This window comes from Bacillus sp. FSL K6-2431, from assembly GCF_038005165.1.
In the GTDB taxonomy this organism is placed as follows: domain Bacteria; phylum Bacillota; class Bacilli; order Bacillales; family Bacillaceae; genus Bacillus; species Bacillus pumilus.
This window is the reverse complement of sequence record NZ_JBBOSQ010000001.1, coordinates 2771774-2792310: the sequence shown is the minus strand read 5'-3', so window position 1 is coordinate 2792310 and position 20537 is coordinate 2771774. Positions and strand designations below refer to the sequence as shown.

At 41.6% G+C, this 20537-nt stretch carries 22 protein-coding genes and 1 other RNA gene; 4 read left to right on the top strand and 19 right to left on the bottom strand.

What is annotated here, in order from left to right; all coding sequences use genetic code 11:
• Positions 1–8: 8 nt before the first annotated feature.
• The 10 genes from MHH40_RS13925 to MHH40_RS13880 all read right to left on the bottom strand — a co-directional run bounded on the left by MHH40_RS13925 (position 9) and on the right by MHH40_RS13880 (position 10942).
• A complete protein-coding gene (locus MHH40_RS13925) occupies positions 9–941 on the bottom strand; it encodes a response regulator (protein WP_050944149.1) in 933 nt (310 codons plus the stop codon).
• Positions 938–2254 carry a sensor histidine kinase gene (locus tag MHH40_RS13920; protein ID WP_003213283.1) on the bottom strand — a complete coding sequence of 439 codons (1317 nt, stop codon included), beginning with the start codon at positions 2252–2254 and terminating at the stop codon, positions 938–940. Before MHH40_RS13920 ends, MHH40_RS13925 begins: the two co-directional genes overlap by 4 nt.
• Positions 2255–2370: 116 nt before the next feature.
• A complete protein-coding gene (gene aspA, locus MHH40_RS13915; RefSeq protein WP_050944151.1) occupies positions 2371–3816 on the bottom strand; it encodes an aspartate ammonia-lyase in 1446 nt (481 codons plus the stop codon).
• A 16-nt stretch (positions 3817–3832) separates the two neighbouring features.
• The gene (locus tag MHH40_RS13910; protein ID WP_003213370.1) at positions 3833–5110 is read right to left on the bottom strand and encodes a cation:dicarboxylate symporter family transporter; all 1278 of its coding nucleotides are present in this window, start codon (positions 5108–5110) and stop codon (positions 3833–3835) included.
• 176 nt (positions 5111–5286) lie between these two features.
• Positions 5287–5421 carry a hypothetical protein gene (locus MHH40_RS13905; protein ID WP_267885135.1) on the bottom strand — a complete coding sequence of 45 codons (135 nt, stop codon included), beginning with the start codon at positions 5419–5421 and terminating at the stop codon, positions 5287–5289.
• Positions 5418–7853, bottom strand: a complete 2436-nt coding sequence (locus tag MHH40_RS13900; protein WP_050944153.1) for a heavy metal translocating P-type ATPase — start codon at positions 7851–7853, stop codon at positions 5418–5420. The genes MHH40_RS13905 and MHH40_RS13900 overlap by 4 nt, the downstream gene beginning before the upstream one ends.
• An 80-nt stretch (positions 7854–7933) precedes the next feature.
• Positions 7934–8140, bottom strand: coding sequence for a copper chaperone CopZ (gene copZ, locus MHH40_RS13895; RefSeq protein WP_012011271.1), 207 nt, complete (start codon positions 8138–8140; stop codon positions 7934–7936).
• A 72-nt stretch (positions 8141–8212) separates the two neighbouring features.
• Complete coding sequence (locus MHH40_RS13890) at positions 8213–8518, bottom strand: metal-sensing transcriptional repressor (protein ID WP_012011272.1); 306 nt, start codon at positions 8516–8518, stop codon at positions 8213–8215.
• A 101-nt stretch (positions 8519–8619) separates the two neighbouring features.
• A complete protein-coding gene (locus MHH40_RS13885; protein WP_050944157.1) occupies positions 8620–9075 on the bottom strand; it encodes a DUF6376 family protein in 456 nt (151 codons plus the stop codon).
• Positions 9076–9331: 256 nt separating this feature from the next.
• Positions 9332–10942, bottom strand: a complete 1611-nt coding sequence (locus tag MHH40_RS13880) for a histidine kinase N-terminal 7TM domain-containing diguanylate cyclase (protein WP_050944159.1) — start codon at positions 10940–10942, stop codon at positions 9332–9334.
• Positions 10943–11181: 239 nt separating this feature from the next.
• Between MHH40_RS13880 and MHH40_RS13875 the strand changes: the two genes are divergently transcribed.
• Positions 11182–11421, top strand: a complete 240-nt coding sequence (locus MHH40_RS13875) for a hypothetical protein (RefSeq protein ID WP_050944161.1) — start codon at positions 11182–11184, stop codon at positions 11419–11421.
• Positions 11422–11733: 312 nt separating this feature from the next.
• On the opposite strand, the gene MHH40_RS13870 is transcribed toward MHH40_RS13875, so the two are convergent.
• The 8 genes from MHH40_RS13870 to MHH40_RS13835 form a co-directional block, all read right to left on the bottom strand.
• Positions 11734–12567 (bottom strand): hypothetical protein, encoded by an 834-nt coding sequence (locus MHH40_RS13870; protein ID WP_106032204.1) that lies wholly within the window; start codon positions 12565–12567, stop codon positions 11734–11736.
• Positions 12568–12909: 342 nt separating this feature from the next.
• Positions 12910–13271, bottom strand: a transfer-messenger RNA (tmRNA) gene (ssrA, locus tag MHH40_RS13865).
• 176 nt (positions 13272–13447) lie between these two features.
• Positions 13448–13918, bottom strand: a complete 471-nt coding sequence (gene smpB, locus MHH40_RS13860) for an SsrA-binding protein SmpB (protein WP_003213153.1) — start codon at positions 13916–13918, stop codon at positions 13448–13450.
• Positions 13919–14057: 139 nt separating this feature from the next.
• The gene (rnr, locus tag MHH40_RS13855) at positions 14058–16400 is read right to left on the bottom strand and encodes a ribonuclease R (RefSeq protein ID WP_050944163.1); all 2343 of its coding nucleotides are present in this window, start codon (positions 16398–16400) and stop codon (positions 14058–14060) included.
• Between the two features lie 19 nt (positions 16401–16419).
• Positions 16420–17166 carry an alpha/beta hydrolase gene (locus MHH40_RS13850; protein WP_050944165.1) on the bottom strand — a complete coding sequence of 249 codons (747 nt, stop codon included), beginning with the start codon at positions 17164–17166 and terminating at the stop codon, positions 16420–16422.
• A 124-nt stretch (positions 17167–17290) separates the two neighbouring features.
• Positions 17291–17524: a preprotein translocase subunit SecG gene (gene secG, locus MHH40_RS13845; RefSeq protein WP_003212746.1), complete on the bottom strand. Its 234-nt coding sequence runs from the start codon at positions 17522–17524 to the stop codon at positions 17291–17293.
• 186 nt (positions 17525–17710) lie between these two features.
• Entirely contained in the window at positions 17711–18001 is a 291-nt protein-coding gene (locus MHH40_RS13840; protein WP_003213714.1) for an AbrB/MazE/SpoVT family DNA-binding domain-containing protein, read from the bottom strand.
• 26 nt (positions 18002–18027) lie between these two features.
• The gene (locus MHH40_RS13835; RefSeq protein ID WP_003213379.1) at positions 18028–18261 is read right to left on the bottom strand and encodes a helix-turn-helix domain-containing protein; all 234 of its coding nucleotides are present in this window, start codon (positions 18259–18261) and stop codon (positions 18028–18030) included.
• 153 nt (positions 18262–18414) lie between these two features.
• Here MHH40_RS13835 and MHH40_RS13830 point away from each other — a divergent pair, with 153 nt between their 5' ends.
• From MHH40_RS13830 to MHH40_RS13820, 3 genes are all read left to right on the top strand, one after another.
• Positions 18415–18819, top strand: a complete 405-nt coding sequence (locus MHH40_RS13830) for a helix-turn-helix domain-containing protein (protein WP_003213200.1) — start codon at positions 18415–18417, stop codon at positions 18817–18819.
• A gap of 130 nt (positions 18820–18949) precedes the next feature.
• Positions 18950–19351, top strand: coding sequence for a helix-turn-helix domain-containing protein (locus MHH40_RS13825; RefSeq protein WP_050944167.1), 402 nt, complete (start codon positions 18950–18952; stop codon positions 19349–19351).
• Between the two features lie 82 nt (positions 19352–19433).
• Positions 19434–19754 (top strand): winged helix-turn-helix transcriptional regulator, encoded by a 321-nt coding sequence (locus MHH40_RS13820; RefSeq protein WP_050944175.1) that lies wholly within the window; start codon positions 19434–19436, stop codon positions 19752–19754.
• An 80-nt stretch (positions 19755–19834) separates the two neighbouring features.
• Here the strand turns inward: MHH40_RS13820 and MHH40_RS13815 are convergent, their stop codons facing one another.
• Positions 19835–20524, bottom strand: a complete 690-nt coding sequence (locus MHH40_RS13815) for an ABC transporter permease (protein WP_003213726.1) — start codon at positions 20522–20524, stop codon at positions 19835–19837.
• Positions 20525–20537: the final 13 nt, after the last annotated feature.

The window sequence follows — 20537 nt, the reverse complement described above, 5'->3', positions numbered from 1 at the left end:
GTCTTTTTTTAATCTTCCATAAAAATACGTTTTGCTTCGTAGTAGAGTACCTGCACAAATTTCTTCACATTGATACGGGTATGTTCTTCTCTACCGCTCGTCTCTTTTGTTAATTCACTCATTTTCTTTCGCACGATGGTGAAATCAAAGAATTTAGAAGCGTAATTTTCAAAGGTCGGATGAGAAAAATCAGTTAACCCAAGTGAAGCGATGTGTTTCAAGGATTGGTTGATCGCACGCCTCACCCGCTGTTCCGCTGCTTTCGCTTCTCTTGCAATGTCTGCCGATGTGTAAGGCTCATTTAATTTATCCTCGGTGACACCCGTGAAAATGACCTTTAAAGAAGGAAATGAATCATGATGTTCGGTATGTAGCGCTAAATACTGATCTGTGAAGAGGATCATATCTAATAAATCTTTAGATCCCTTTTCGCCCACAATTCCAAGCTCTGCAAGCAAGAACTGGCCTGCCTCTGCAAGACTTTTCCCACGCTGCTTCGTTTTCGTCTGACCGCGCTGCTGAAACTGCATGACGGATTTGAGTGAGTGCTGAATATTTTCAATTGAATGCTCTAAATGAAGCCGCTCAATCATGAGGTGGAGCACACTTAAGACCTCTACACGATTGATTGGCTTTGTCACATAATACTCGACACCAAGCGTATACGCCTGGCCGATTAATTCCTTTGTTTCTACCTGTGACAGCATTAAGTATTTGCCATGAAACTCATCCTTAATGGCTCGAATCGTTTCAAGTCCGTCTCGTTCCGGCATCAATAGATCAATACATAAGATATCAATGTGCAAATCATTTAAGTAGCTTGACGTTAACTCTGCGCCATCCTCTGCTTCTCCCGCGACGAAGCCAAGCTCTTCATCTTCAATAAGCTGAGCGAGTGAAGAACGCACGGCTTCATCATCATCCACAATAAAAAATCTCATCTCCCAATCCCCTCTTTTCTACTAACTTGATCCATTGGTATCGTTAACGTGAAAGTCGTTTGTTTATTTGGGATACTCTTCATCTCAACACTTCCGCCAAGCTTCTCCGCTGTATCCTTTACATAGGAAAGACCGATACCGCTTGATGGATTCCCAGCCTGATCGTATTTTAAAGTAAAACCGGGTTTAAAAATCACATGATGATTACGCTCTTTAATGCCAGGCCCGTTGTCACTAATTTGAAAGATCACATGGCTCTCTTTCTGGGAAATAGAGAGTGACACCTCTCCATCCACCGGAATGGCTTCGACAGCATTGGAAACGATATTATTTAACAAAGATAGAATGGTATACACGTGATAGACGGGATGCTGCCCATCTTCATCATAATGAAAGACAATGTTTTTTTTAAGAGATTCTGCGTAATTTTCATGAATACGAATCACGAGCCCAGCAATATGCGCAGGACTTGCATACGCCTGAAAATTTTCTTCATGAATCAGCTTTGATAATGCAGAAAAAATCCGCTGGTTATCCTTTTTGATCTCATGCACCTCTCCTGCGATTTGCAGGGCTGTTTTTCCGAGCTTTTTCAAATCCAATGACTCTGCATCCTTTGCGTGATGCAGGGATTGATACAATTGATAGGATGTCGCTGTAATGTGCTCAGCATGTGCAAGTGTTTTATGAAAGTATGTAGATTCCGTGTAAAGATTAGACAGGAGCATGAGCAGATGTTCCTTCTCCTTTTTCATCTGACGCTCTCTCGCCTGCTCTTCATATAATCGAATCATTGTATAACAAGCCAACACGAAAAAGCTTCTGAAAATCGCCAACACGAAAAGTTGAAACAGCGTCCGCATTGTTAAAATTTCATCGATGGTGCCACGAAGTGCAATCATTTCAACAACGCTCGCGCATAGCTCCATGATGATACCTGTCGCTCCAATCAGCCAAGGCTGATCGCGGAAACGTCTGACCTTTAATAAATAAAAGAGCGTGCCGTAGACGACGTAATAAAGCAGGGAAGGAAATCTTAAAGAAATCGCCTCTTCCAGCGGAAGATGACCTGTGACGGCTGTATCAAGAAGCACGCGAAACGCAAAAACAGAAACCCCTGCAATGATACCGCTTGCCCATGCTGGGAATTTTTTCATTTGGAGTAGGATAAAGAAAAAGACAACGGTTCCAAAGCTGACCCGAAAACTGTCCTCAAATGGATAAAATTTAAACTCTCCGCCAATCGGTGTCAGTACAATGAGCATCACAATTAAATAAGGCTCTGTATTTAGCCATTTTTTCAGTAGATTCAAACGCAGTCACATCCCTAATAATTGACGATAGTATACTATGTGGGCTTGAGAAAAACAAACATCCATAAAAAAGCGCACACCGGAACTTTGTCGGTGTGCGCTTCTCATGATGCTGCTTAATCTTCTAAACGATCCTTTTCTAAAAGTGATGCGCCAGCAATACCTGGTTTAGTCATTTCAAAAGGATTCAAGATGACATCAAGCTCTTCCTCTGATAAAACATCATTTTGCAGACAAAGCTCACGTACAGATACGCCTGTAAGAATCGCTTCTCTGGCAATTCGTGCAGCAGCTTCATAACCAATATGCGGATTCACCGCTGTCATGACACCAGCACTTTTTTCTACATATTCTTTTAATCTAGATTCATCTGCTTTTAGGTCACGCAAGCAGTTGTCTACGAAGGACTCAAAGACATTTTTCATGATGCTGAGAGACTGAAGCAAGTTGAACACAAGGACTGGTTCCATCACGTTCAGCTCAAGCTGACCAGCCTCTGATGCAAGACAGATCGTGTGGTCATTTCCGATGACTTGGAATGCTACTTGGTTCATGACCTCTGGCATCACTGGGTTGACTTTCCCTGGCATGATGGATGAACCTGGCTGTCTTGGTGGCAAGTGAAGCTCACCAAAGCCTGCTCTTGGACCTGATGCCATCAAGCGAATATCGTTCGCCATTTTAGACATATTCATCATACATACTTTCAGTGCAGCTGATACTTCTGTATAAGCATCCGTATTTTGCGTGGCATCGACTAGGTCTTCAGCTCCAACTAACGGTAATCCGCTAATGTCAGATAGATAGCCAACCACCTGGCGAATATATTTAGGATCAGCATTTAAGCCAGTTCCGACTGCTGTTGCACCCATATTGACTTCATATAAATGCTGTTTAGACTGCTTGATACGTTTAATATCACGAGCAAGAACCTTTGCATAAGCACTAAACTCTTGACCAAGTCTGATTGGAACAGCGTCCTGAAGATGCGTACGTCCCATTTTGATGACATGATCGAATTCTTGCGCTTTTTCTGTCATAACTTGATGCATGTTTTCCATCGTATAAAGTAGTTTTTCAATCATATTCAATGTTGAAATATGAATCGCTGTTGGGAAAACGTCGTTTGTTGACTGCGACATGTTCACATGCGTGTTTGGACTTAGCTCAGTATAAGCGCCTTTTTCCTTTCCTAGTAGTTCAAGCGCTCTGTTTGCAATGACTTCATTGGCATTCATATTCATTGAAGTGCCAGCCCCGCCTTGAATTGGATCGACAATAAATTGATTGTTCCATTTTCCTTCAATAACCTCATCTGCTGCTTGAACAATTTTTTCCCCAAGACCAGAATATAGTCGCTTTGTATCCATATTTGCAAGTGCGGCTGCCTTTTTGACAATCCCTAATGCTTTGATGAGTTCCTCATGAACATGGTAGCCAGTAATTGGAAAGTTCTCTACTGCACGTAATGTTTGAATTCCATAATACGCTTGAGTATCTACTTCCTTTTCACCTAGAAAGTCTCGTTCGATTCGAACTTGCTTGTCCTGTAGCTTCGTCATTTGAAAAGATCTCCTTTTACGCTGCTTTTGTTTGTTGTTTTAATTCCTCAATATACTTCTTCGATTTCTCTTGATCAAAAACTTTTTCCCACTTAGACATGACAATGGCTGCAAGTGAGTTACCAAATACGTTAACAGTTGTACGAACCATGTCAAGAATACGGTCGATCCCAACGATGAAGGCAAGTCCTTCAAGCGGCAGTCCCATTGCACCAAGTGTTGTGATGACAACAACGATTGATGCACCTGGTACACCAGCCATTCCTTTAGATGTCAGCATCAAGATTAATAGTAACGTAATTTGCTCATAGATGGAAAGTGGCATGCCGTACATTTGTGCAACAAATATGGCGGCAATGGATTGATAGATGGCACTTCCATCTAAGTTAAAGGTGTAGCCTGTTGGGATAACGAACGACGTGATCGCTTTCGGGCAGCCGAACTTCTCCATTTTATCCATTAGTCTAGGCAGTACAGCTTCTGAACTTGCTGTTGAGAATGCAAGAATGATTTCTTCTTTTAGCACTCTAAATAGTGTAAAGACGCTTGTTCCAGCTAATTTTGCGATAATGCCAAGTACGACAATCACGAAGAATGCCATTGTGCCGTAAACGACAAGTACCAGCTTACCTAGCGGGAGAAGCGCTCCGACCCCGAATTTGATCACCGTCACACTGATGAGCGCGAATACACCAAATGGTGCAAACTTCATCACTTTATTGGTCACCCAGAACATGGCTTCGAGTATACCCTCAAAGAACCCTAACACTGGTTTCCCTTTGTCTCCTACTGCGGCAATTCCTAATCCGAATAAGACGGTAAAGAAGATCGTTGGTAATAGATCACCTTCTGCAATGGATTGGAAAACGTTTGTTGGCACTAGATGCACAATCGTTTCAGAGAAACTTGCTTTTTCGGAAGAAGCTTTCGATGTCTCTTCATATTTAGAGATATCGCCTTTTTCCATGTTGCTCATGTCAATTCCTGTACCAGGATGGAAGACGTTTGCTGCAAGCAGTCCTACTGCTAATGCAATCGTTGTCACAATTTCGAAGTAAAGAATCGTTTTCCCACCGAGTCTTCCGATGGTTTTCATATCCCCTACACCAGCTACTGCTACAATCAACGCAGCAATAACAATTGGAAGAACGATCATTTTAATTAAATGGATGAATATATCGCCAATCGGCGTTAACACATTAATAACGGTTTCATTTTGATAAAACAGCGCTCCCACGATAACACCCAGAACAAGTGCAATGAGTATTTGTGAAGCTAACCCTAACTTTTTCATACGTGAACCCCCTTTTTTTGATAACGCTTTCTTTGTTGCTTAATCGCATCTTAACGATGAACCTACAAAAAACGACAAAAAGGAACAAAAAGAAGTGAATTTTTTATGAAAAATCTTTTAAAAGGTGGGTTTTTCCACAAAATTGTTAAAAAAAGACTCCGCTTTTGGGCGAAGTCCTAATGATTTTGCATTTGTTCACTTGGTGTATCTTGTTGTGGATAAAATCTATCGTATATCGCATATCCAATAAGGACAAGAGCAACGTAGAACAATGCACTAATCGTCCAAATCCATTTGACATTCAGCTTCATTGTGCCACTCCCTCTCTAACCGGTTTCAATCGCTGCAATCTGAGCGCATTCAATACAACCGACACGGAGCTAAAGGCCATTGCTGCTCCTGCAAGCCATGGCGCAAGAAGTCCTAAAGCAGCTATCGGTATCCCAATACAATTATAAGCAAGCGCCCAAAATAGATTTTGCTTGATGTTTCTCATCGTTTTTTGACTAAATTCAAGCGCATCAGCAATGGCATGGAGGTCTCCTGTCATGAGTGTGATATCTGCTGCTTCCATGGCGACATCTGTCCCAGTTCCAACTGCCATCCCAATATTCGCTGTCGCAAGGGCCGGGGCATCATTAATACCATCTCCGACCATGGCGACTTTCTTTCCTTGTTCCTGAAGCGCCGCGATGTGAGCCGCCTTTTCCTCAGGCAGGACTTCAGCAATGACATGATCAATGCCCGCCTGTTTCGCAATCGCCTCTGCTGTCATCTTGTTATCACCTGTCATCATCACGACGTGAATCCCTTGCTCTTTCAGACGCTTGATCGCTTGAGGTGAAGATGATTTGATCGTATCTGCGACCGCGACAATGCCAGCGACTTCGCCGTCAATCGCGACGAGCATTGCCGTTTTCCCTTGCTGCTCCAGCGTTGTGACGGATGCTTCTACTTGATCATATGGGATATGATGTTTCTGTAATAGCTTACGCGTTCCAATCAAAAGCTTGCGCCCTGCTGCCGTTGCTTCAATTCCATGACCTGGGTCAGCTTGGAAGGCTTCAATCTCGACCGCTTCAAGACCTTGTTCCTTCATTCCGTCTGTGATGGCTCTAGCCAGCGGGTGTTCCGACTGCTGTTCAGCTGATCCTGCTAGCTGTAGCAGCGCATCTTCTGTCCAATTGGCATATGCCAGCACATCTGTCAGACTCGGCTCCCCTTTTGTCACAGTTCCTGTTTTATCTAAAACCACCGTGTCGAGTGATTGAGTCACTTCTAAATGCTCTCCGCCTTTAAACAAAATACCTGATTCAGCTGCACGGCCGCTCCCAGCCATAATCGAGGTTGGTGTGGCAAGGCCGAGCGCACACGGACATGCGATGACGATGACTGCGATAAACGTTTCAAGGGCTGACGTCACATTTCCTGGATCAACAAAGAAAAACCAAATCAGGAAGGTAAGCATGGCAATTCCTACGACGATGGGAACGAATATCCCTGATATTTGATCTGCCATCCTTTGAATCGGTGCTTTTGAGCCCTGTGCTTGTTCTACGACTTTAATAATCTGTGAAAGGGCGGTCTCTTTCCCAACCTTTGTCGCTTTCACTTTCACAAACCCATTTTTATTAATGGTTGCCCCGATGACCGCATCACCTGCCGTTTTATCAACAGGCAAACTTTCGCCCGTAATCATGGACTCGTCAATTGCGGTTGTTCCCTCCACGATCTCTCCATCTACCGGCACTTTCTCTCCCGGTTTGACAAACACAAGATCATTTACTTTCACTTCAGCAATAGGGACAGTCATCTCTTTCCCCTCTCGCTCGATGACCGCTTCTTTCGCTTGTAGACCCATCAGCTTTTGAATCGCTTCTGATGATCTCCCTTTTGCTCTTGCTTCCATTAATTTTCCGAGTACGATCAACGTAATGAGTACAGCACTTGTTTCATAATAGAGGGCTGCCTCATGTGTGCCTTGAGCCGCTGACTGAATGCTTTCATATAAACTATAGAAAAACGCAGCTGATGTCCCAAGTGCGACAAGAACATCCATGTTGGCACTTTTATTACGTAACGCTTTATACGCACCTACATAGAAGGGCCAGCCGACAATGAACTGAACGGGCGCTGCTAACGCCAGCTGAACCCAAGGATTCATGAACGCTTCAGGCAGCCAAATAAAAGACGTGAAAGAAAAATGACTGACCATTGCCCAAAGAAGTGGCAGTGACAGGATCATTGAGAATAGAAAGCGTGCCGTCTGCTTCTCTATTGCTGCTTGGCGATGATCTTTTTTTCCTTCCTCTGCTTCATCTGCAGCTGGTTCAATTAAAGAATACCCAATGGACTGAACCGCTTGCTTTATATCACTTGTAGACGTTTGGCCTGGGTGATACGTGACCTGAAGGGTCTCCAGCGCAAAGTTCACAGATCCGTGATCGACACCATCCATCCGGTTAATTTTTTTCTCGATTCGGTTGGCACACGCTGCACACGTCATTCCCTCTATATCAAATTCCGCTTGCTCCATCACCACATCGTAGCCGAGGGATTGAATTTTTTGCTTGAGATCATCTGGTGTGAGTTGTTCTGCTTCATACACAATATGAGATGTTTCCAGCGCCAAATTCACATTGGCATCCTCCACACCTTCCAGCCTGTTCAATCCCTTTTCAATTCGTCCTGCACAGGCAGCACAGGTCATCCCCGTAATTTGAAAGTCGATTTCCTTCTTCATTGACCTCACCTCTCCATATACACCATGGGGGTATTATATTTTGAAAAAAATACGTGCTGTTATTCAGCACGTATGTTCATTTATACGACATCATATCCCTGTTCTTCAATTACATCAGAGATACGGTGCAACGTGACTTGATCTGGGTGAAATGAAACTTCCACCTCTCCTTTGTCTAAATGGACTTTCACAGATTCAACACCTGCTAGTTCTCCTACATTTCCTTCGACTGCTTTCACGCAATGTCCGCAAGACATGCCCTGCACTTGAAGTGTTGCTTGTTCCACTTCTCATCGCCTCCATCAATCATTTTCTACATTTTACTATACCCTAGTAGGGTATCAATGTAAACATAAATGCTATGATTTTGTCAGTTTCGTAAAGACCGTCATTAACTCTTCAATGGCTTCATCCCCATTGCCGCTCTTGATCGCATCCGCTACGCAATGATGTGTATGCTTTTCCATTAAATGAAGACTGACCTTTTTCAAAGCCGCATTGACTGCGGAGATTTGATTGACAACATCTATACAGTAACGATCGTTTTCAATCATTTGCTGAATCCCGCGCACTTGTCCTTCCACTCGTTTCAACCGATTGATCAATTGATCTTTTTCCTTCTCGGCTCTAGGCGAAGCCATATGTCTTTCTTCATGTTCTGTCATGTGATCACCTTTTTTCCATTATGACTTGTCTTTACCTAAATTAAAGCATATCTCCACCGGAAAAGGCAAAGATATGCTGAATACACTCTATAGTGTTTGCTTTAGTTTGTTAATTGTTCAATGTCCTGCAATAGATTGACGGATTGCTGAAGCTGCTTAATCAATCCTTGCTGGTCCTCAAGCATGGCGGCAACGTCAATGTTGTCTGCTTTCAATTGCTGTAAATACGTCTGAATTTCCTCTGACAGCACTTTATTTTTTTCAATGATTTGCGCATGCAGGTCTTCTGCCATTTTTGGCGCTGTGACCTCATTAAAATCTTGAATGTCTGCCTTCAATGATTCAAGCTGCTGCGTTAATTCTGCCTTTTTGGCGGCGTTTTGGACAGCTTCTTCAGCAAGCTTTGGAAAGTCCTCTGTAAATTGCTGAATGTCTGTGACATAGTCATTTGCCTCAGTGACATATGTCGTTGTATCGTTGACTTGATCAAGTAAGCTGGAGCACCCGCTTAATACAAGCATTCCGGAAAATAGGAAAGCTATCACATATTTTTTCAAGTTCGATCATCCTTTCATCTGTGGGATTAAACGCATCATTTGTTCTGCTTCCCTATCACACAGACTTAAAAAGACCTTAAAAATAGCCAGACCTTTGCCTCATGTGTGATAGGCAAAGGTCTGGCTAACATTGTTCATGCCGGAATGGCCGAGAAGCAATCGCTGCTTCTGTAATGACGACCAAACCGTAAAAGCTACTCCCCTTTAGGAAACCGTTCAAATGTTATGTTTATCATATCGAATGTCAGGACAACCGTCAATGAGAAGCCGGCGGCTGATCATGCTCTTCATACAGCATATAGTCCGCTCCAGTGGACGCATAAATCCGGTTCCGTCCTTGGCGTTTTGACATATACAAGGCCTGGTCCGCTTCAAATAGAAGAGTTTCTAATACATTGGGATCATAAGCTGTATGAGCAATTCCAAAGCTCGCTGTCACTTGCACTTTTTCCTCATCAGTCTCAAAGAAACTCGTCTCAAACGAATGTCTAATTTGCTCCGCAATATGACATGCCTCTTCAAAGGAATGATGCGGCAGACAAATAGCAAACTCTTCTCCGCCATATCGTCCGAATAAATCGTCCATTTGTAAATGCTGCTGACAAATGGTGACAACATGACGCAGTGCCTCGTCTCCAATATGATGTCCGTGTGTGTCATTGATTTGTTTAAAGAAATCAATATCAAACAGCATAACAGCCGTATCCTGCGCATCCTCTTCCAGGATCATCTGCGTTCGTTCAATAAATGAAGACCGATTGAAGATATTCGTCAATCCATCAATATACGCACGACGCTCCAGCTCTTCCTGCAGCAAACGCTGCTCTGTTACATCACTGATCACAATTTGCCTGCCCTCAATCTCTCCTCTTCTATTAAATAACGATGAAGCGGTCAGAAGATAATAGCTGGACTGATCTTCTTCCTTTTTCCACATTAAATCATATTGCGAATGATCCTGCGGAGAACGCAGCCACTGGAAGAACGCGGTATCTTTGATGATCCCTGAGAAAATATCGTCAATTTTAAAGCCAATCCCCTTTTTATTAGAAAGTGCTGGAATGATCGATGCAGCAGCGGGGTTGTAATCTATGAGTGTCCGGTATCGATCTAAAATGAGAACCCCTTCAGACATATGCTCAAACACACGCTCCATCGCAATGGGAGAGAGCTTAAAGAGCTGGAATGACATAATCGCCCATAAGTAGAGCGCATTGGTTAAAAACATCACCACAGGGACCGGGTCAATATGAAGAGGTGTCACGCCTAATAAATAGATAAAAGATGTCGTGATTGGCAGTAACATGCCCACTAGCAAAATAAGGATCTGCTTTAAATACTCTTTTTTTGTAACACGCAAAAACCAAACCAGCATAAAAATAGCGAGCATCGAACAGCCAAATGTATAGACGCCATGAATGATATACCAATAGCCAATCGTAAAGTCAGCCAATAAAAATCCGTCTACTGGATTCATCGTGATGCTTCGATAAAAGAGTGAATGAAAAGAGTTGGTGAACACCATAATGGTGGTGAGAGTTGGAATCAGTAAGATGAGAAGCACGCGGCGCTTTGTGAAATATTGATGGAATCCCGTAAATTGCAGCACAATCATCAGACTGAATGGCGCGATGAACGGAAGACCTATGTATTGAAAACAAACCCAGAACATAATCTCCCCAGGTGTACTTGCCAATAATTCAAACGTGTGCCCAAAGATATAAATCGCAGTTGCTCCAGACATGTACATAAACAATTGACAGCCAATATACCGGTGGCGGTTCGCATGAGCAATGATTGATAATATCACGGACAGAATGCCAGAAACACTCATGATCACAATAAAATGTAAAACAATCGAATCCATGTAAACGCCCCAATTTCAGTTATTTAGAACTAGTCTAATATAACTATATATGAGGAAGTCACAAATGGGAAGATGTGATTTTGATTTGGGTGGAGGTTTTTTGTAACATTTCAGGCGTTATCTGTTCGTGATCTCTTATATTTTCACTACTTTTTGCTTAATTTAAGATAGAAGTATGTTGCGCTCGGAGAAATATCTGTACAATGTGGGGATGAATGGAGAGGAGACTCAAAAGAAATATGACTTTTTGGATGATCATGACAGGGCTGTTTATACTGATTCTTTTGAAGAAACCGTTTGAAAAGAGAAGTTCTGGATTGTTATTTTTGATCAGTTATTTACTGCTGATTGCGATTTATGTGATCCAAACAACGTTTGTGGAACTTGTGCCGGATGGATTTTTGATGATGATTGCGGTGGTTGTCGTTTTTCCTTTGTTTGTTCGGTTGGTGGTGTCTTCTCAGAAGACACGTTCTTGAAAACTATACAAAAATGAGACTATGTTAGTACTTATTTTGCAAGTTTAATTATTAGTTAAATAGACAACTAACTAGTGTAAATGGTCAATTGAATTACCTTACAAAAAATAAGCAAGCAGAAGCTTGCTTATTTTTCATAATCACTTATTAGTAAATAACTTATCAATAATGTTAATAGCAATAAGACAAATAGGAAGTGCAATGATAATGTACAAAAAGTTTTTAGGTACAAACATATTGTAATAATAGAAAAATACACTGATAAAGAGAATCATAACAGCATACTTCATTATACTTTTCACAAAATTCCTCCTAATAAATATCCACCCAGCCATTATTAGGGCGTTTATCCCTTTTATCTAATTGTTTAGCAATTTGGGTTCCAATATCCAAATAATTTAGAGCAATTGCGACAGCAACACCAATAGAAACCGCTAATTTTTTAGCTCCCCACGCCTTTAATCTACTTGTTACGGTTTTAGTGAATATTCTTTTAGCTTCTGCTTTGCCTTTTTTAATAATAAATGATTGTATAACACCAACGCCACCCCCAACAGCAAAACCAATCACAGCATTGAAAACTGCACCTGCAAACCTAACAGATACACCAACCTTTATACCAGATGATTTTTTCTTTTTAGCAGCTTCAACTTCTTTAACCCCAAATGAAGAAGCAAATACCTCTTTAGCAAATGCTAAATTCTCATTTTCAAATAGAGTTGAATCATTTATTTCTTCCACTAACTCTTCTTGTGCTGCTGACAAATCATTATATGTATCAGATTCTTTATCGAAGAAATTTGTTAATTCTTTTTTAAATATTTCCTTCTCACTAACATTTGCAAGCTCTGTTTGTTCTTCTACTATTTTATCAAAAAGTTGCCTCTCATCTTTCGTCATTTCATCTATCGAAGGCATATTTCTAACCTCTTCTTCAAGATCGAACTCTTCAGATAAAACTTCCCTACTCAATTTAACATCATTTGAATTTATACCCTCTACTGTTTCACCTACTAGAACCCCCTCTAACACAGGTTGTTCCTCATTATCTGACTCTGCAAAACTAGTTAGAGTAGATAATGAACTAATCGTAAAGATAATTACTGTCAAAATTGATACTCTCTTAAAAAATACATTCATCGACACCTTTACAAATACCTCCTATAAAAGTTAAATTAAAACACATAAAGTCTATTTTAACATAAAAATCATAAAAAAATAGTATAATATTCTCTAGATAGGTAAATAATTAATAAATATAATCGAATTTCCAATTCTTAATACCTGCAAAAACGCCGAATAATAATTTAGGTTATAATACTACGGAATAAAAAAAAGACGCTTAAAATAGCGTCTTTTTTATTCTTAAAGTTTTTAATAAAATCCTTTTGTGTTAACCAATCGTTTAGAACACCATGTTGCCAAAATGTTGCCAGCCCCCGAATCAAGGGCTTTCAAACCCTTGATTCGGCTGCATTCTAAAAGTTTTGATGGAGACGGTGGGAGTCGAACCCACGTCCAGAGACATCGATTACTTAAGCGTCTACGAGCGTAGTCAACATATTTGGTGTTCACTCATCCTCATGCCTGCTGACGGGCGCTTGGAGAGCTAGTCTGATGGATCTCTTCTTACGTCCTCAGACGAAAACGTAAGCGTAGCCTACTTCATTGGGCTCCTCACAGACACATAGGCGATGTCAGGAAGAGCTCGCTGCACTTATTAGGCAGCTAGTGCTAAGTTTTGGTTAAAACTTTTAGTTTTGCCAGTTACATTTAGTGCGTGTTAACGAGATCGCCTCTCGGCTCGCAGCTCAAGCTCGAACCGCCCCTGTCGAATCCGTAACGTCCCCTTGTAAAAGGGATATACGGGATGGAAACGTTCAGCTTAACTGCTTCCGTATATAACTATTATAACAATCTTATCGCTTGAAACAACTGGTGGTTTCTGTAAGAAAAGCGGTGATTGTTTACTGCATAACATATTGTAGCATAATGCTTCCGCTCTCAGCAAGCCATCTGCATCAGGCTAGAATTGCTTTTGTCGATCACGGAAGGCACGGTCGATTTCGCGTTTTGCATCTTTTTTCTTCAGATCTTCACGTTTATCGTATTTCTTTTTCCCTTTACCAATTCCGATCAACACTTTGGCAAAGCCATTTTTTAAATAGAGTTTCAGAGGCACGAGTGAGTAGCCTTCTTCCTTTGTCGCACCAATCAATTTACTAATTTGCTTGCGATGAAGCAGCAGCTTTCTCGTTCTCAGCGGGTCATGGTTATAACGGTTCCCCTGCTCGTATGGGCTCACGTGCATGTTGTGAAGAAACACTTCTCCTCGCTCAATTTTGGCAAAGGAATCTTTTAAATTCACTTTTCCTGCACGAATCGATTTGATTTCAGTTCCTTGTAACACAAGGCCAGCTTCATACGTTTCTTCTATAAAATAGTCATGATTTGCTTTTTTGTTTTGGGAAACAACCTTTCCCTCTCCCTTTGGCATTGGCGTACACCCTCCTTTTGACACAAACACGGTCCAAATCGTACGGATTATTTTATCAAACAATCCAGCTTTCGACAACGCTGACGCTATGTGGTCAAAAAGCAAATAGAGCGTGATGCTCTATTTGCTTTTTGTCACGTTACTTTTTCTTTTTACGTTTTTGTTTTGGTGCGTTATCAAATACGCGTTTTTTCTTTTTCTTCTTCTTACGGCCTGTGAACCAGTCACTTCCGCCTTTATCCTCTTTGGCTTTATCCCCAGAGGCATTTTGGCCTCCGTGCCCTTTTTTCGCTGGTGAATCTGTTCGTTTTTTAAACTTAAAATCTTTCGGCGATTTACGGCGGGTGCCTTTCATGCCGACGATTTCAAAATCAATCGAGTGCTCATCTTTATTGACATTCACCACTTTGACTGTGATTTCATCACCGATACGGTAGACATTTCCTGTGCGTTCACCGATCATGGCAAAGTGCTGCTCATCAAAGCGATAGTAGTCGTCTGTCATGTAGCTGACATGAACAAGACCTTCAATTGTATTCGGCAGTTCAACAAATAGTCCGAAGTTCGTCACGGAACTAATCATGCCATCAAACTCTTCACCGATTTTATCAAGCATAAATTCTGCCTTCTTGAGATCATCTGTTTCACGCTCTGCATCGACTGAGCGGCGCTCCATTGTAGACGCATGATCTGCAATTTCAGGAAGCAGCTGACCCCACTTTTCTAGAGTTGCTTCGTCTGTCTTTTTCTGAATCAAATAGGTTCTAATTAGTCTATGCACGATTAAATCCGGATAACGGCGGATCGGTGATGTGAAATGTGTATAGAATTCCGTTGATAATCCAAAATGGCCGATGCTTTCTGGATCATATTTCGCCTGTTTCATCGAACGAAGCATCACGGTTTGTATCACAACTTCTTCTGGTTGATCCCTCACAGCATCAAGTACACTTTGAAGTGCACGCGGGTGAATGTTTGTCGACGTTCCTTTCACAATGTAACCAAACGTTGTCACGAACTCTAAAAAGCGCTGAAGCTTCTCAGGATTTGGTTCTTCGTGAATTCGATAAATGAAAGGTACATTCAACCAGTGGAAATGCTCTGCAACTGTTTCGTTAGCAACAAGCATGAATTCTTCAATTAATTTCTCTGCGACAGAACGCTCGCGAACGACAACGTCTTTTGCTGCGCCTTCATCATCTACAAGTACTTTTGCTTCCTTGAAGTCAAAGTCTACTGCCCCGCGCTCCATCCGTTTTTCGCGAAGGATCTCTGCAAGCTTCTCCATCTCTTGGAACATTGGGACGAGCGGCTCGTATTTGTCTATAAGCTCCTCGTCTTGATCGACTAAAATCTTATTCACATCAGTATAGGTCATTCTTTCCGTCGTTTTGATCACACTTTGGAAAATCTCGTGTTTGACGACCTTCCCATTTCGATCAATGACCATTTCACAAGACAGCGTGAGACGATCGACCTTCGGATTCAACGAGCAAATACCGTTTGACAGGCGGTGCGGGATCATAGGAATGACGCGGTCTACGAGATATACACTCGTTCCACGCTCATAAGCTTCCTGATCAATCGGAGAGTTCTCTGTGACATAATGAGAGACATCTGCAATATGCACCCCTAGCTTATATTTGCCATCATCCAGCTTTTGCACCGTAACGGCATCATCTAAGTCCTTCGCATCTGCTCCGTCAATGGTTACAATCGTTTCATTGCGTAAGTCACGTCTGCCTTCTAGGTCTTTTTCATCAATCGTTTCAGGTGTGTCTACTGCCTGCTGGAGCGCTTCTTCTGGGAACTCACCTGGCAGGCCGTGTTTATGAATGATTGATAGTATATCAATGCCAGGGTCATTTTTATGACCAAGGATTTCAGTGACTTCGCCCTCTGCACTCATTCTTCCTTCTGGGTAGCTAGTCAGCGTCACGACCACTTTATGCCCTTCGACCGCTCCATTTTTAGCGGATTTCGGGATGAAGATATCGGTTGTGATTTTTTTATCATCAGGAATGACAAAGCCAAAGCTTTTCGTTTCTGTATAGGTACCGACAACCGTCTGAGTATTACGCTCCAGAATTCGGATGACAGTCCCTTCTTTTTTTGTGCCGTTTGATTTGTGGCTGACACGAACCATGACCGTATCACCATTCATCGCTGTGCCTAGCTCATTAGGCGGAATGAAAATATCATCCTGTCCAAACTCTTCTGGTGTCACAAATGCAAAGCCTTTTGCATGAGCAGACAGCTTTCCTTTTACCAAGTTCATTTTTTCCGGTACACCGTAGCGATCGCTGCGCGTGCGAACGATGAGTCCTTGATCTTCCAGCATCACAAGTGCTTTGACGAGCTCTTTATAATCATCTGGATTGGTAATCTCCATCATCACTTCCAGCTCTTGAACGGTTAACGGTTTATACGCTTCATCTTTCATAAAAGCGAGTAATTCATTCATAAATTCTTCTTTTTGCACACTCTAACCCCCTATATATTTAAACTGACCAATCAAGTGATTCTAAGAATGCATATACATCCTGATGAACCTTCTCGCGCTCTTTATCAAGCGTGATCGCATGGCCTGATTCTTCATACCATTTCAAATGCTTTTGATCTGTCTCTACTTCGTTGTAAATGATATTCGCACTGTCTGTATTAATCATATGATCGTGACGTGCCTGAACAACAAAAGTAGGTGAATAAATCATGTCGACATTGTTTCTGACATCTGCAATGAGTTCTTGCAGGCTCCTCAGTGTATCCATTGGCGTTTTCTTGAACTCTTCCATTTCCTGTTCAATTTGGTCCTCTGACTTACCCTCGAATTTCTTATAGTTACGGGCATATTCTAGTACACCCTGGTACATGACTTCTTCACTTTTTATGTACATAGGTGCACACATAGGTACAATTCCCTTTACAGGTACAGTGTAACCTAATTTCAATGAAAAAACTCCTCCGAGGGATAGTCCGCAAACTGCAATTTCCTCATAGCCTTCATCCTTTAAGAATTGATAGGCTTCTTGTACATCCTTCCACCAGTCATCCGGTCCAAAATGGACAAGTTCTTCTGGCGGCACGCCGTGTCCTTTATATTGTGGTGCATGACACGTATACCCTCTTTCGTTCAAATAACGGCCTAGCATTCGAACATCGGCTGTATTCCCAGTAAAACCGTGAAGAAGAAGCACCGCCTTTTCTCCACCTTTAAACGTAAATGGTTTTGGTGTAACAACTTTCATGATGTGACTTCCTTTCCTTCCGATATAGTTTATATTTTCCACTTGTATGTATGAAACAAACACAAAAGAGTGCTGATAATAAAAAAAGGTCTGAAAAAAGATCAGACCTTCTGTTACTCGCGCTTTATACGCCTAAATATGCCAATGCAAGTGTTAAGATGAAGAAAAGCACTGACAAAATAACCGTTAAACGGTGAAGTATCAAGTCAAGACCTCTCGCTTTTTGCTTACCGAAAAGCTGCTCGGCTCCACCTGAAATAGCGCCTGACAGTCCAGCACTTTTACTAGATTGTAACAATACAACGATGATAAGTGCGATACTGACAATTACGAGTAATGTGATAACAAATGCGTGCATGAAAACACCTCCAGACAAACTGGTACACATAACTTTATTTTACATGAAAACAAGGTGCATGTCACGAAACATCAAAATAAAGATTCCCTCTATATTCTGGACTTTACTCGTTATTTTGATTCAATTTCATTCCAAAGAGTAGTATGCAGCATTTTTTATATGCAATTTTCGGTTAAAAACACGTTTTTAACGGGTTGCTTCTTCTTTCAATAGCTGTTTTAATTCTACTAACAAACGTTCAGCTCCTTCAGGACTCAGCATCACTTTCCCATTTCCATAGCTTTTGTTATACTTCGTCACTTGTCCAGTTAACAGGCAGCTCTTATCTGCATCATATTTTTTCAGCATAATAGTTTGATCTTCAATGAAAATTTCTAAAAGCTGCTCTTCTTTAATATTGAGTACCTTGCGCATTTCTGAAGGCAGAACAATTCTGCCTAGTGAATCAATATGTCTGACCATCCCAGTTCTTTTCAACGACATTGCCTCCTTGATCATTTCATTCATTGACTTTTGTCAACATTTTCATAGTAAAATAGATCTTCAAATTTTTTATCAAAGTAATGAATCATTTTGCCAATGACAAGCTGGCCTGGTTTCCGATGACCATTTAATACCCTGCTGAGTGTGGCAGGAGAAATGCCAATTTCATCAGCGAGCTGATTTAAAGACATATCGTTTTCGATCATATACTGCATGACATAAGTCCGCCTGATCTGAATCTTTTCGACCATCATTACAACCTCCTATGGAATCAATATGTACAACGTGTAGGTGCTCACATGAAACAGATTCATTAACTTAAGTCAACACTTTTACCCCTCTGCTATTTCCTTTGGTCAATGATCATACTAAAATAAGTCATATACTGAAATGTGAGGTTCGATGTCATGAATCACTTTGGTGAACAATTACGCATTTTAAGAGAAAATAGAAAAATGTCTGTCAATCAACTCGCCATGTATTCAGGTGTAAGCGCTGCTGGTATTTCTCGAATCGAAAATGGAAAGCGTGGTGTGCCGAAGCCTTTAACCATAAAAAAATTAGCACACGCCTTGAAGGTGCCTTATGAGGATTTAATGCTGCTTGCCGGTCATATTGAACAGGAACAAGTTCATGAAATGAAACCAAAATATGAATCCATGTTGAAAATCTATCAAACGGCGCTTCAAAAGGATGTAGAACATCTTCCCATTTTTGACGGAGACCTATGGGAAAGGCTATCCGCACAAGACATCAGCCAGCTGAATGAATACTTTCTCACGCTCATCAACCAAAAAAAGACGAACAAATAGCGGGGCATAACCCTAAGATACATTCACTATTAACTAATGTCAATATTTTCATGGTATACTTGTTGCCAATAGTCAACAAATCAAGTAAAATAGATATATCTAATCTATAACCATGTGAGGTTTTGCCTTGATGAACTTTGGTGCATACTTAAGAGCATTACGTGAGGAAAAGAAGCTGTCAGTGAACCAATTAGCGATGTATTCAGAAGTCAGTGCTGCTGGTATTTCTCGTATTGAAAATGGGAAACGCGGCATTCCGAAGCCTCCTACGATAAAAAAACTAGCCGGTGCATTAAAGGTTCCTTATGAGGAAATGATGCAGGCTGCGGGCTATATTGAGGAAGCCTCTTCTGTCCATCAGCTGAAGGAAGAGGAAACGGCATTATCCAAAATAAAGGAAGCCGCAGCGCAATATGAACTTGGTGATCTCGAGCTATTTGATGGAGGCATTTGGTCAACTCTTTCGAAAAAAGAAATAGAAGATCTTAACCGCTATCTGTTATTTATATTAAACAGCCGTTCGTCATCATAGAATGTTTTGATCATTAACAAGCTTTTTGAGCTGATTTATGACAAATTTACGGTATAATGGGTTCAGATTGGAGTGAAGAAAGATGAATCAATCTGACATGTGCCCGCGGTTTGAAAAAGCAGTTGAGTTATTGAGTAAACGCTGGGTTGCACTGATTGTTTTTCAGCTTCTCTCAAGTCCGCAGCGCTTTGGTGAAATTGAGGCCGCTCTGACAAATTTAAGCGGAAGAGTATTATCTGAGAGATTAAAAGAGCTGGAAGCAGCAGGCATTGTAAAACGGGAGGTTTTTGCTGAAACACCCGTGCGTATTGAGTATTCTTTAACTGATATGGGGCGTTCCCTTGCACCCGTTTTTGAGGAAATTTCGAAGTGGTCTACTGAATGGATCACGCTTGAATCATAAAATACCCGCATGTGAACTGCCTGATCATCATAAAACTACCTCCCTTACAGATGTAAGGGAGGTTTTGTCTTTTCAACCGCTTAAGCAGATGTCATGTTTTTTTCAGCTAATGCTTTTCTTTCTTTTTTCTTGTTCGTTGGGCTTAAATAGCGTTCGAGCCAGCCCATGACTAGGTCAGCGATAATGGCCATGAGTGCAGTTGGAATAGCACCTGCTAAAATGATGGCTGTTCCGTTTGTGGCGTTTGATCCTCTGATGATGATATCACCTAGACCTCCTGCGCCAACAAATGTCCCAATCGCTGTAATGCCGATGGCGATGACCAGCGCAGTTCTTAAACCAGCCATAATAACCGATAAAGCAAGCGGTAATTCAACCATTCTCAGCACTTGCCATTTCGTCATGCCCATCGCTTTACCCGATTCTAAATAAGCATGTTCAATGCTGACAATCCCTGTATACGTGTTGCGGATGATCGGCAACAGCGAATACAGAAAGAGTGATATGATGACTGTATTTGCGCCAAGTCCTAACACGAGCATCAACACGGAAAGCATTGCTAACGCCGGTATGGTTTGAATGACGTTGGTAATGGCGAAGATCCAATTGCTTAGCTTACGGTAATGCGCCACAAAGATGCCTACTGGAATTCCGACTATTGCCGCAAACAGCACCCCATACGCTGACATGAGAAAATGCCGATAAAATTCTTCTAACACATATGAACCGTTCTGCTGATAATACGTCCATAATTGCTGCAGTGTGTCCATCAGCCGTGACACC

Coding starts and splice junctions, on each gene's coding strand:
- MHH40_RS13925 (WP_050944149.1), bottom strand. CDS start 941: ATGAGATTTTTTATTGTGGATGATGATGAAGCCGTGCGTTCTTCACTC.
- aspA (WP_050944151.1), bottom strand. CDS start 3,816: ATGACGAAGCTACAGGACAAGCAAGTTCGAATCGAACGAGACTTTCTA.
- MHH40_RS13910 (WP_003213370.1), bottom strand. CDS start 5,110: ATGAAAAAGTTAGGGTTAGCTTCACAAATACTCATTGCACTTGTTCTG.
- MHH40_RS13905 (WP_267885135.1), bottom strand. CDS start 5,421: ATGAAGCTGAATGTCAAATGGATTTGGACGATTAGTGCATTGTTCTAC.
- MHH40_RS13900 (WP_050944153.1), bottom strand. CDS start 7,853: ATGAAGAAGGAAATCGACTTTCAAATTACGGGGATGACCTGTGCTGCC.
- MHH40_RS13890 (WP_012011272.1), bottom strand. CDS start 8,518: ATGACAGAACATGAAGAAAGACATATGGCTTCGCCTAGAGCCGAGAAG.
- MHH40_RS13880 (WP_050944159.1), bottom strand. CDS start 10,942: ATGGATTCGATTGTTTTACATTTTATTGTGATCATGAGTGTTTCTGGC.
- MHH40_RS13875 (WP_050944161.1), top strand. CDS start 11,182: ATGACTTTTTGGATGATCATGACAGGGCTGTTTATACTGATTCTTTTG.
- smpB (WP_003213153.1), bottom strand. CDS start 13,918: ATGCCAAAGGGAGAGGGAAAGGTTGTTTCCCAAAACAAAAAAGCAAAT.
- MHH40_RS13850 (WP_050944165.1), bottom strand. CDS start 17,166: ATGAAAGTTGTTACACCAAAACCATTTACGTTTAAAGGTGGAGAAAAG.
- secG (WP_003212746.1), bottom strand. CDS start 17,524: ATGCACGCATTTGTTATCACATTACTCGTAATTGTCAGTATCGCACTT.
- MHH40_RS13835 (WP_003213379.1), bottom strand. CDS start 18,261: ATGATGGTCGAAAAGATTCAGATCAGGCGGACTTATGTCATGCAGTAT.
- MHH40_RS13830 (WP_003213200.1), top strand. CDS start 18,415: ATGAATCACTTTGGTGAACAATTACGCATTTTAAGAGAAAATAGAAAA.
- MHH40_RS13825 (WP_050944167.1), top strand. CDS start 18,950: ATGAACTTTGGTGCATACTTAAGAGCATTACGTGAGGAAAAGAAGCTG.
- MHH40_RS13820 (WP_050944175.1), top strand. CDS start 19,434: ATGAATCAATCTGACATGTGCCCGCGGTTTGAAAAAGCAGTTGAGTTA.
- MHH40_RS13815 (WP_003213726.1), bottom strand. CDS start 20,524: ATGGACACACTGCAGCAATTATGGACGTATTATCAGCAGAACGGTTCA.